The organism is Coxiella-like endosymbiont (assembly GCF_002871095.1).
Classification (GTDB): domain Bacteria; phylum Pseudomonadota; class Gammaproteobacteria; order Coxiellales; family Coxiellaceae; genus Coxiella.
On record NZ_NSHJ01000095.1, the window covers coordinates 1 to 13,118 of the forward strand.

Here is a 13,118-nt window from a genome sequence, read left to right on the forward strand (position 1 = left end):
CTTGGAAACTCATCTCAAAGTTGATTTGGATCAATTCATACTGGGAATGGTTTTAATTATTTTAATTCAATATTAATTGCTTTACATGCTACGAAACGGTATCGTCATTAATTAAGCTACTATCCCGCTCTTTGATTTTCCGCACAGAAAAAATATTTTTATACTTCCCTTGTAGGATTAAAAAATTTAATTGGTCTAGTTTTTAAAAAGTTAGAGATTAAATTACAGATTTTTATTTGTGTTCTTCCTAGAAGTATTTTTCATTATCATTAAGAACAAACCTGTAGTATACCTCTACCCTAAATAGTCTTTTTCGGTCCCGACAATTTAATAGTTGATTATGTGTTTTCTTTATCTGAACATCTGAAGCTAGTTATTTAATTTATAGTATAAACGATCTAGGAGGCGTGAGCCCAAAGAACTACTGTATAAGGTGTATCTTATTTGTATTCTATTAATATTAACGCTTTGTTTAATTTATTTAATATAGTGAATCTAAAGATCCCCGTTTAATGATTAATTAACTTTATGTAGCTAGTTGGAATGAAGGAAAACTGTATATTGAGCCCTATCTTCTTTTGAAAGAATAAGCAAAAAACTATTATATTAACCAATACCTATAAGAAATACTTATAGGAGAGTTGTTAATAGCTTTTCAAAAACAGATAAGACGGCTTCTCAAATCAATTGCCAGAAGGCACATGGAATTCTAAAAGAACAAGAGATAGGTTTTTTGACTTTTATCAGTTATACGACGTCTAAGTTTTAGCGGATGTAGATTATCCTACTATATTCGATTAACTATATAGGCGTTTGTAAAAGCCTCTGCTTTATATCCCAAAGTATTTCACACTCTTCTCATTATTCTGAGTCAGATCTTGGGGAAAAAGTGAAAAAACTGACTTTTTTTCGATGACTTTATATTCTAATCTAAAATATCTAGAAGTATTAATGATTTACATTCGTGCCCAAGATATTTTTTGTTAAAGTTTTCTAAACTTTTAAAGAAAGATAAATTTTTGTTTAAGGAAATGCTTTATATATTCTGATAACTAAGAGATCGAATCAATCGGGATTCTTAAAGTAAGTGGCTTTTAAAAAAATTGAAAAAATCTTGATTAAATAATTTTTCAAATTTTTCTGATAATCTATCGTATAAAATAACTATAACAGCACGTTATACACATTATAACTATAGTAGCAGGTTGATATTGAATTTCACGACTCTGCGAAGTATATAAGTAGGTCAATTATCTTATAATATATATGCTATTATTAAAGGGTATAAAAAAATCATCAAAATAATGCTTAATTTAGTAGACACTTTTTTTCTAAAGTTGGTATTTGATTTCTTTATTAAATTTAAGTGTAATTTTAATTCTGAAACTAGCAGATACTATACCGGAAAAAACGATTAGTAATTTAGGGTATTAATATCGACTAATAACATCCATGTATTATAGTATAGATAAAAAATTTAATAATATCGGAGATGATAGAGCCTAAAATAATATTCTCAAAAACGGAACTCAGGTGTTTTGGCAGCGCTATGGATTTATTTACATAAATCTGCTTATAAGAAACTTCTATTAGCAGAGAATATAAGAAATCATCAAACTATCTTAACTATTTTAATATATATTTCTAATAATAGGACGTTAGATCAGAGGATCAAAAGAATCACTATCAAATAATTTAATAAATCGCTGTACCAGCATAATTGATCAATAAAGATCAGATGAATAGAAATTTTAGATATGTGGAGGATTATTCTTTAAAAAGAAGATGAAATAAGATAGTTTACACAATTTATTTATTTCTTCTCCTACAATTCCTCTATTAGTTAGAGCAGGATGGAAGAGGAGCATAATTTATTAAACAAGTTCCGCAATAGAAGAATTTAGAAAAATCATATTTAGACTGGAAAAAATCTTTTTGGAAACAACCTGTAAGAAAAAATGTTAGCTCCTAAAAGTTAGGAGTTATTTAGAAATATAATATGTTATGACAAATATACTCTTTTTTTAAAGAGAGCATAGAAAACATTTTTATAAGGCAGTTTCATTATATATTTTTTTAGAATTTTTGATCTAATTTTTTTAAAGACTCTAAAAATGCTGGTCGTTTGTTTTTCAAAGGAGGTTTTTCCCAAAATATATAGAATATTTTTAATAAGACTGGAATAATAAATTAAAACTTGTTTTAGTTGCTTCCAGCGCTTAAAAAATTTAATCCATCTAAGATGGAGAGAGAAAAAATATAGTGAGGCTAACCTCTGGGTAATTTATTGTTTTTCAAAGTTATCTCGATATTTGGGAGAGCGATAATTGCACTAGAAATCTGGCACTCATAATTTTAATAAATAAACAAGTATTCTGTTGGTAAAAATCTGTGTGATTATTAATTGATCGAAATTATCAAGATAGGAAGGAAATTCTTCTGGATATTTATTTTCTGAGCAGTTTTTTGATACTAACCTTCACTACTTTACTGACTAGTATCCAAGATTTTTTCCGTCTTTGATTTTTTCCGTCTGTCTTATCTGTCTTACGTTTCTACTGCTACAATTTTAGGTGCTGATGCATTTGGTGTCAAGATAAAAGGGTTCTCGTATTGAGTTTTAAATGATCTGTTTATCTCTTTCTAAAGAGATTGTTGCTATTGTAAGGGTTTTATTTCTCTATCTGTTAGCGGTATTTAGATTTATAAAAGTGGGGAGAGGCTCTTGGGTATCAGAATCATCGAATATGATCAGTTTAGAAATTGTAGCTTCTATTAAAATTTGCTCATAAAATTTCTCTAGTCTTTGAGTATCAAGTTTTTTCTAATTTTTTGGGTTAATATTATATTCATTCTAATATTATATTAATATTGGAATTTTCGGTAGCACATATAATTTTTTTAAAGGTTATTATTGGTTTGTAAGTATTAGATCTAATTAATTCTACGACCATTAAACCAACTTATCAGAATTATCTGTTTTTGATGGGTCACTTAAAGTTGTTTTAATAGTGATAAAAGTAATAGAATTAATTAGATAGTGTATAAGTAAGCATATGATAATATTTTAGTTCTTAAAAAAGTTCAAAATAAAAAGTTTATTTTAAGAGGGTGGATTTTGAGTCATAAGTCCTATACTGTTAGCGCCGACATCTTGTAATAAAACCATCATTTGAACGATTTTTCCATAGGTTACTTTTTGATCACCTTTCACATAAATTTCTTGTTTTTCATTATTTTGGTTAGCTAATTGTAAAACAGAGGCGACTTGAGTAACTAAATCTTGAGTTCTTATTGGCCGAGAGGGTTCTTTTGCAATATTAAGAAAATAATTTCCGTGACTATCAATACTGACAATGATTGGGTCTTTTTGATGTGAAACAATTGTATTCGCAGCGGCTTCTGGAAGCCTGACATTAACGCCTTGTGTTAAAATCGGTGTAGTGATCATAAAAATAACTAATAAAACTAACATGACATCAATATAAGGAACCATATTGATCTCAGCTAATGGTCGTTTTCGCATTTTCTTTCCTTACACTATAAGATTTTCGATGTAATAGAGTTAAAAATTCTTCTTGAAAATTATCGTAACCTTGAGTTATTTCTTCTAACCCACTGGTAAAACGATTGTAAGCAATTACAGCGGGTATAGCAGCGAAAAGCCCTATGGCAGTTGTAATTAAGGCTTCTGAAATCCCAGGAGCTACTATAGAAATAGTAACCTGTTGGACAGCCCCTAAAGCTTGAAACGAACTCATTATTCCCCAGACAGTGCCAAACAATCCTACATAAGGACTGGTTGAACCGACTGTTGCTAAAAAATTTAAATTACGTTCTAAAAAATCTACTTCCCGTCTTTGGGCAATACGCATGGCACGTTGTGTTACTTCTAAAATAGCCTCTGTAGTGGGATTAGATTCTTGTTTTAAACGAAAAAATGCATTAAACCCAGCAAAAAAAATACTAGCTGTACTTGAAAGTTTATTCTTTTTTTTTGTGAGTTGATGATATAGCGTAGTTAAATTGCTTCCAGATCTAAAAAGATCTTCAAATTTCTTTATTTCTTTGCGAGTTTGGCGTAATAAAAGAAGCCGTTGAAGAATAATAGACCATGAAGTAATGGAAGCTAGCAATAAAAGAGAGATTACAAATTTAACCACAAAGCTGGTATTACTGATAAAACTCCATAGAGTGAGTTCGCTCATGTTTTTCCTATCTGTTGTATGAATTATGGATTAATTTTAGCAAAGATGCTTGAGTAGTACATCTTTTTAACCTGTAGATTTAAACTGTTTATGACAGGGAGAGTAAGTTCATCACGTATGTAGAGAGTGTTTCAAGGTATTAAAATACTTTTTTCTGTTGCTCTTTACGTACACCTAGTAAAGTGAAACTTCGCCAAAAAATAATAAAGACTGAAAATACTCTACCAATAATAACAAAATAAATCAACAAGTTTCCTAGCCCCTACTCTACTTCCGAAATAAAGCCAGGCACTACATGAAGGATCCATTATGCTAGAGAAAGATTGTGAGTGAGTTAAAAGATTGTGAGTGAGTTAAAAGGACCTTGGGTAACAGCTATAGTATTTTTACTATGCAAAGAAGAGTCTAGGTATAAGTTATCCCTCTCATAAAAATAAATAGCAACACTCAATTAGATAAATAAAAATAATAAAAATTAATTAAGCAATAATGAATTAAAAAATTAAGATATAATTTTTTGGTGGGGAAATAAAACTATTGTAATATTGAAGATATTCGAAATAAGCATTCAAGCTATTATTAAAATAATTTTAAGACGGTCTAAGGTATTTGAAATGTTTCCACGGAATACCAGAGTAACGTTCTAGATTATTGATACTTTACACTTAGCTAATGATGATTGATAATCTATAGAAGTAAATAAACCATAGGTAGCTTGCTAGGATATTTAATCCTACATAAAGAGCTCTTAAAATATTTACTGGCGTGATATTCGATAAAGTTAAAAAAAGTTTAAAATAGAAGAGTATTTAAAATGTGGGGATGATTGTAGTGTGTATGTTATCACTCAATGAACGAGTGATATGAAGATAAAAAGCAGCTATAATGAAAAGAACAAAGTTTTTCACATTACTTAAATGTAATAAAAGTGCTTAAGTGCTTGTGTAGATTAAAAAAAATCATATAAAGAACAGCCTTGAGCATAAATACGTAAATTGCTTTTAATGAATTAACCAAACTTTCTAGAATGATGAAAAATCCACTGTGCAATAAGCATCTAAAAGATGCAATAATTAGCCATCATTAAGAATTAAGATAAGGTGATAAAAATTAAAATAGTGATAGGTAGACTGAGGTAAAAGCAATATACACACAAGTCTCACATAAATAATAAATACTTTAATGTAAAAAAATTAATTATGAGGGTAAAGCATAATAAGTAGCGGAAATAATACCAATTATTAAAAAGATACTATCATTAACATGTAAACGTATATTAATTTAAGTTAATAAAAAATTATTTCCTACTTTTAAAGTAAAGATTAAGCTTATCATCAAAAAATAACGCTGACAAAAACTAAAATATATTTAGTAAATTCTTTGACATTCTGTTTTTAAATGTAGCCTTAAGATACACCCATTGCTCAATGGGTAATCGCTTTGTAGATTATAATTTTGGTTCTTTGAGTTCTCTGACCTATTAAGTAAAAACTTTATTGGATAAGATAGTAAAGTTTAGGTTATAGTTTTCGATGGGTAGTCGTTCTTCTGAAGTGGAAAAATATACGGATAATTTCAAATGGTGGTAGGCTTGTTCTGTAGAGATACGACTTCGAAGTATACGAATAATACACTCTTCTTGAATTCAAGAAAGTTCAATAACCTCTTTGAGAGAGCTAGGTTTCTTAGAGAAATAGCTGTCGTAAGATTCTCGATTCTGATAGATCCTCCTTTTGGAATTTTTTAAATAGTGTGAAGTAATTTTCAATCCATCACATCTAAACTATGATTATCGACATTTAATAAATCTAGCACCTCATTAGGGATATTTTTAGGAATGATTCTATAAGCTTGAAGTTTTTGAAAAGTCATGAATTCGCTGCAGTAAGCGATTTGCAATATGGGAGTGCTGATGAAATAGTGAGGAGCCTAATTTTTAAGTAACTTTTTCCTAAATATGTACCCTTAAAATGTTAGCTGTTTGACTTACTATGCGAACTAAATCGTTGAGGTGGTAAAATTCTAGATTAGTTGGGTAAAAAATTCCAAAAGGATTACTTGGAAGGGAGATGAATAACACTCTGTGGGTTGGTAGTAATGCTTACTCAATTAAAAAGAGGTAAATCTAATTTAATTAAAATAAGCTGTAGGACCTTCGCCAATCATGCTCTCCAATTAGAAATCTTCTAACGCTCGATATAACACTGCTTCAACCACTAGATTTAATCGATGAATTTCGTTATTAACAAATAAATAGACATCGTGTACTTTAAGCTTTGTAAGCAAAGCTGTTAAATCACTTCCTCTTTCTAAAACAAGCCCTGAAGTTTGTTTTAAGTCCGATTGTGCATTCCATATAAGGATATCCATATAAGAATATAATATAAAAAAGAAGTTAGGAGTTGTTTTTATATAGGTTAGGAATTGTTTTATCCAATTTTAGCGGAACTTAAAAATTAACATATAACCTAAGGCTGCCTGATGTTTGATTTCTGCACAAATAAAAATATCTATTTGTTTCCATACAGTTAATTAACCAATGTAATTATTTAATATCGAGGGAGTGGACGAATAAAATATATTCTACTACAGCTTGGCTCGACTCCATAAAGAGGTATATCCTATTAAGAGATTTTCCATGATTGGACAGACTTCTACTATTATTTTTAATGCTTGGTGTAAATTAAAAGTCGTCACTTGTTTACTTTACTTTCCTGCACTGCATGATAAATAAATGCACTTTTAACTTCTTTGGAGTTATATAATCTAATGTGATTAAAGCATTAATAGCATGTTACGTGGCAGTGATAGAAAGGTTGCATTAATTTTTTCGTTATGAGAACTTATATTTGATTTCCAGCTTATTAAAGAATCTTTGGTTTCAATAATTAAATTTTCTGTTGTTTTTTTCGGTCAATTCCTGAAATTCTTATGAATTAATGAATATTTTGTTTGATAATACAAGATATAAATTCATCTGGTCCAGGTAAGTTTCAGATCAGAGAATATTGTGAATGCTAATTTTTCGGCTCAACATCATTTACTTTAATTTTAATTCACGTGCGAGGAAGAAGGATAAACGATAGCCAGATTTATTGTGTTGAAGCCATACAGTGTATTAGGATTTTAAGGCACAACAACAAGATGAGTATAGAGTACTATTTCTTTACCGATATCGGGAAGTTATTAAAATATTGATAAAGGTGCTATGCAATTTTATAGCCTATTTCGCACACTTCGAGTAATACATAAGGAGCGTTTTTTTAAAATAATTCTTTGAGAATCTGTCTGATCAGGTATCTCTTCTTTTTTAACTTAATTTATTTACTAATTTATGTTAAATGAATTTGTTTTAATTGGGAGATTTTTATGCTTATAAAATCATAAAACTAAGGAAATTTTTGTTAGATTTGTATTAATTTTTCGGTTAAATAGAAAGTAATTATATGGCATAAAATAATCACTCATACATTAACCGCATCGGTGGTTAGCAGCGCTTTTGCTAATTCTAACAACACTATTCGAATCCTCATATCTTACATTGGTATTTTTGTAGTTGTGCTTGTGGTTTTCTATACCATAGCCTATGACGGCTTGTTTGATTTAATACGTGCACTCGTGTGTTTTCTATTCAGCGACAACCAGGTAAGGTATAAATTAAAAACTACAGTAGTTATAAAAAGCAGCACTACAAGCTCTGTTTTAGTGTTAAAGCTAAATGATGGATTATAAAAAGTAAATACCTCTTTAATAACTGCTTCGTTGAGTTGATGATTAGCGATTACCTTACTTAATCCTATCTCGATTTTTGGAGTCGATAATTCAAAAAAATAATTCAAAGAGTGGACCTAAGGTTTGATATACTTAAATATTATATAACTTTGATCGATAACTTTTTAATTAAATAATGCTGTAGCCGGTAATTTGTGATCCTGAATCGCTGCTAATTACAATTTGTTTCAGCTGGGTTTATCTTACTATTCTAAGATACTTACTTATCATAATCTGCATTAGAATAAATATTTTGGACATCATCAAGATTTTCTAACATTTCTATGAATCTCTCCATTTGTTCGGCACTTTCTTTATTTAGTTTAACTTTTGTTGAAGCAAACATAATAATTTTAGCATGAGAAGGAATAAGGTTGCTAGCTTTCATTGCTTTGCGCACATGCTCAAAGACTTCAGGACTTGTTAGGACATTAATATTACCTTCCTCATTTGTATTTACGTCATCAGCACCAGCCTTTAAAGAGACCTCTATAATTTTTTCTTCATTATTTTGTGGAGTAAAGGTGATAACTCCTTGTTGTTTAAATAAATATGAAACTGATCCTGCTGCGGCCAAATTACCTCCGTACTTACTGAAAAGATGTCGCACTTCAGCCACTGTACGATTTCGGTTATCGGTTAAACAATCCACCATTATAGCTACACCATAAGGACCATACCCTTCATAGCGTACTTTGATTAAATGATCCGCAGCTGCTGTTTTTACACAACGTTTAATAGCCCGATTAATGGTATCTTTCGGCATGTTAGCACTAAATGCTTTATCGACTATAGTGCGTAATCCAGGGTTGGAATTTATATCTTCGCCTCCTAGACGTGTAGCTACAATAATTTCACGAATTAATTTAGTAAAAACCTTGCCGCGTTTGATGTCCTGGCGAGATTTCACGTGCTTAATATTTGCCCATTTACTATGTCCAGCCATTATTCACCTATTTTCTATTTTTTACTTTGAGGCCTAAAGTTTCTAATTGTTGAATTTCAATAGGAGCAGGAGCATTTGTTAAAGGACAATGCGCTGTTTGGGTTTTCGGAAAAGCAATTACATCCCGAATGCAAGGAGCTCCAATCATGATGGCTACTAAGCGATCCAATCCAAAGGCAATTCCTCCAATGGGTGGGCATCCAAATTGTAATGCCATTAGTAAGTGCCCAAATTGGGTTTGGGCTACTTCTTTTGAAATACCAAGAATTTTTAATATTGTGTATTGCATGTCAATATTGTTAATACGAATAGATCCACCCCCAATTTCGCTTCCATTAAGGACCATATCATAAGCACGTGAGAGCGCCCCCCCCGGGTTAGACATTATTTTCGTAAAATCTGTGTCTTGGGGAGCTGTGAAAGGATGATGTAACACTTGCCAATCTTTTCCTACGTCTTCCCGTTCAAACATTGGAAAGTCCACAACCCATAATGGTTTCCATTCTCCTACATATAAATTACGATCTATACATAATTGGTCCCGTAAAACTCCAAGAGATTCGTTGACAATTTTTGCTTTATCAGCTCCGAAAAATATTAGATCACCATTTTGTGCTTGAGTGCGATGTAAAAGCTCAGAAATTATTTGGTCTGATAGAAATTTTAAGATTGGGGATTGAAGTTCTTTAGGCTTGTGGTCGATATTATGCACTTTAATATATCCTAGCCCTTTAGCTCCGTAAGTACCGACTAATCGTGTGTAATCGTTAATTGCTTTTCGTGTTAATTCAGCACCTTTTGGTAAGAGTAAAGCAACTATACGCCCCTGAGGATCATTGGCTGTCTCTTTAAAGACTTTAAATTCAACAGTTTTCATTAAGTCCTTCACGTCGACAAATTTTAAAGGATTACGAAGATCAGGTCTATCTGTACCATAGTTTTTAATTGCTTCTGCATAAGTGATACGTGGAAAAGGATTCGGTAAATCCACATTTAAAAAAGTGAAAAATAAATAACGGATCAAGTTTTCTATTAAATCCTGAATATCTTTCTCTTCCACAAAGGCCATTTCTAAATCGAGCTGAGTGAATTCGGGTTGGCGGTCAGTCCGGAGATCTTCATCCCGAAAACAGCGAACGATTTGGTAATATCGATCAAACCCCGCTACCATCAAAATTTCTTTAAAAATTTGCGGCGATTGGGGTAAGGCAAAGAAATGACCGTGGTGAGTGCGACTTGGAATGATATAATCACGGGCTCCTTCCGGAGTAGATTTAGTTAATATTGGGGTTTCTATGTCTAAAAACCCATGCTTATCTAAAAATCGACGAATTTCCCGAATGATATAGGAGCGCATTTTGAGTCGATGAGCCATTGTGGGTCGTCGTAAATCCAGATATCGATATTTTAAGCGTACTTCTTCGCTTACTTCTTGGTAGTCATCGATATTAAAGGGTAATGGTTTAGATTTATTTAAAAGAATTAGATCCGTTGCTGCTATTTCAACTTCTCCAGAAGTAATATTTGGATTAACCATTCCTTTCGGACGTTGTCGGACGATACCTTCAACTTTGATGACATATTCATTTCGAAGACTTTCAGCACTCTTAAATGTAGAAGGTCTAGTTGGATCACAAACAACTTGAACTATTCCCTCTCGGTCGCGCAAATCGATAAAAATTAGATTACCGTGATTTCGACGCCCCTGAACCCAGCCTGCAAGAGTAATAGTCTGTCCAATCAATGTAGAATTAATTTTATTAGTGTAATGCGTACGCATATTTTTAGCTAACGACAAAAGGAGTTGTGAATAGTAACGGGAGTTATAGGAGGGATCAAGAGAAATTACTAAAACACAATAATTTAACGAAATACTAAATGCTATACTAAATACTATTAGGTTGGCTAAAATTTGAAAAGTCTGAAAGTAAATGTTTACTAGAAATTCGTAGTTCTAATTTCTAGTTTTGAAGCTAAATCTATTTATTTGATATATTTTTTGTGATACAGGAGTCTGTGAATCAAGAAAGTATAGGGGCAATAACCATAGTAGTTATAAAGATAGTAGTTATAAAGATTTATAAAGATGAAAATTTGTAATTCCATCTCAATAGACTCTCGTAGAGATGGATCGTAGTGTCAATTAGTCAATTATTATAATTGTTAATAGAATACTAGTAACGATCAAAAAGACATCAATGATTCACACTAGAAAAAGTACTTTTAAACTAAAAATATATTAATCATTTGAAAGAAATTTATTAAGCCCCCAGGAAGGAATATATATGATTTTTATCCACGGTTCATGAGAATAACTAAAATAATAAATATCTAAACTATAATTAAAACTATTCTTTAGTAAGTAATAAAGCTACACGGTATAATTGACTAACGGTATTAGCAATAATAATCAGCGGGATATAAAAAATATAATTTAAGATGTTACGAAAAAATGTAATTAAAACCATTCCAATCATGAATGTGGAGTTATGGAAATATTGATATTCATTAGCAGTGATTCATTTCTTTTCCTCAACTTTTTTTAATTGCACTCATCATTGCAGTAGAGAAAAAGGTCGTGATGACCATATGCTATTTAAGATAAAAATCAACATGGTAACTGTAATCCACTAAAAGCGTTTCTGGGTCGATTCAGAATACTTAAATAAGTATAATTTGAATAATTAAGAGAAGTCATATAAATTAAAATAGTAATAGTTTAAATAAATTAAAGATTTACTTGAGTTGATAAGTTGCCACGCTTTATTGAGAAGGTTGTTGATTACAAAATATTTAATTTTAGATCAGCTTTTTATAATATTTTTATCTTATTTGGATCAAAGTATTGCTTGGCTAACCTATTCAATAATAGTAAATAGATATGATTATAAAGAGTGATATTGTCTTGATGGTTAGTGTAACGACGACGGACCCTACCAAAATAATTATTTAAATCCTTGTTTCAATCAACATATTGAGAGCAATACACTCTTTCTGAGAAGAAAACATTAGAAACTTTAAGCTTAAATTGAGAGTTGTTTCTACACGGAAAACTACCAAAATCTCCTTTTGCTTTAAAATATATATGTTTAAAATTGTTAGCGCTTACAAAAGCCAGGTTCTAGGTGACTTGGCGTAGAAATTCGACTAAGTGCAATATAAATACTGTAAATTAGGGGGAATAAAGGCTATTATATTTTTCTACCAGCTCATAAATTGACGACCAATAAAGTTAGTAACTAATAAACTTGTCAGGAAAATAATTTTTATTAAATTAAGGTGAAAATGCACCTGAGATCTGAGCAGTGAATGGCTAAATGATTATTCGTATTGGTAACGCTGAGGTAGCGCAAGCGTAAAATCTTATCTAAAAAAATCAACTAATTTGCGGCCTTACTTTTTGTTTCCTCTGATATTTTTGATGTTTTTTGTTATAAAAATTAGGGATATACTAAAATCCCTCCTACTTTTTAAATTGAAAATCTCTGAGAGAAATTAAACGTTTTAAAATTCATTTATGATAAGAAGCGAAATATCTAGTTATAAAGAAGTTAGTAATTTTTGTAAGATTGCAATTTATTTTACATAATGTTGATCTGCATATTTGAAGATTGGCTTAGGATTTTATAATTATAGTATCTCTCTATTAGTATTTCTCTATTTTAATTATTTTGAAATAAAATTCTAACAGAAATGTAATAGGAACCTTTTTAAAGTAAATATTAGAAGTGCTCTTAAACTTCTTACAGAAACAGAAAGTTCGTCATTGTAATTAAAAATTTAAAGCAAAAAAACCATCTTTAAGAAAGATCGTTAAAATATCTTTGAGGTTATTATTGCTGAAATGAGTGGTTCCAGATACTGTCCCTAAAAAATTATCAATATCATGATAGAGAGTATTGATGAAAATTTTAATTTAAGCAATTGTGCAAGGTTGAGAATTTCTTATGTAAGAACAGGGTCAAAGGCTTTTGACACATAGTATCTCCATTCTTTTTTAAATAATTTCTAGTTTAATTTGCTTAAAATTATAGACGACTGAAGGAAAGACAATAATTTTAAAAGTCATAAACACTTAAACAATAAAAAAGTAATATAAAGATTAAAATATTTCTTATAAATACCAGAAATATTACTAAGTTTAAAATTATCAGTTTTCAACTTAGTTTAATAAAAATTATATTAATCTATGA

5 protein-coding genes are annotated in these 13,118 nt (G+C 30.4%); all 5 read right to left on the reverse strand.

Annotated elements, in window-relative coordinates; translation table 11 throughout:
* Positions 1 to 3,103 precede the first annotated feature (3,103 nt).
* The 5 genes from tolR to aspS all read right to left on the reverse strand — a co-directional run bounded on the left by tolR (position 3,104) and on the right by aspS (position 10,705).
* Positions 3,104 to 3,526, reverse strand: a complete 423-nt coding sequence (tolR, locus tag CLERM_RS01850) for a protein TolR (RefSeq protein WP_102156902.1) — start codon at positions 3,524 to 3,526, stop codon at positions 3,104 to 3,106.
* Positions 3,504 to 4,208: a protein TolQ gene (gene tolQ, locus CLERM_RS01855; protein ID WP_102156903.1), complete on the reverse strand. Its 705-nt coding sequence runs from the start codon at positions 4,206 to 4,208 to the stop codon at positions 3,504 to 3,506. Before tolQ ends, tolR begins: the two co-directional genes overlap by 23 nt.
* A 2,175-nt stretch (positions 4,209 to 6,383) precedes the next feature.
* Positions 6,384 to 6,578: a hypothetical protein gene (locus tag CLERM_RS01860; protein ID WP_102156904.1), complete on the reverse strand. Its 195-nt coding sequence runs from the start codon at positions 6,576 to 6,578 to the stop codon at positions 6,384 to 6,386.
* Positions 6,579 to 8,199: 1,621 nt separating this feature from the next.
* The gene (locus CLERM_RS01865; RefSeq protein WP_102156905.1) at positions 8,200 to 8,925 is read right to left on the reverse strand and encodes a YebC/PmpR family DNA-binding transcriptional regulator; all 726 of its coding nucleotides are present in this window, start codon (positions 8,923 to 8,925) and stop codon (positions 8,200 to 8,202) included.
* A gap of 7 nt (positions 8,926 to 8,932) precedes the next feature.
* Complete coding sequence (aspS, locus tag CLERM_RS01870; protein WP_102156906.1) at positions 8,933 to 10,705, reverse strand: aspartate--tRNA ligase; 1,773 nt, start codon at positions 10,703 to 10,705, stop codon at positions 8,933 to 8,935.
* Positions 10,706 to 13,118: the final 2,413 nt, after the last annotated feature.

Bases quoted from the DNA above. Each gene is read 5' to 3' on its own strand.
- tolR (WP_102156902.1), bottom strand. From the start codon at position 3,526: ATGCGAAAACGACCATTAGCTGAGATCAATATGGTTCCTTATATTGAT.
- tolQ (WP_102156903.1), bottom strand. From the start codon at position 4,208: ATGAGCGAACTCACTCTATGGAGTTTTATCAGTAATACCAGCTTTGTG.
- CLERM_RS01860 (WP_102156904.1), bottom strand. From the start codon at position 6,578: ATGGATATCCTTATATGGAATGCACAATCGGACTTAAAACAAACTTCA.
- CLERM_RS01865 (WP_102156905.1), bottom strand. From the start codon at position 8,925: ATGGCTGGACATAGTAAATGGGCAAATATTAAGCACGTGAAATCTCGC.
- aspS (WP_102156906.1), bottom strand. From the start codon at position 10,705: ATGCGTACGCATTACACTAATAAAATTAATTCTACATTGATTGGACAG.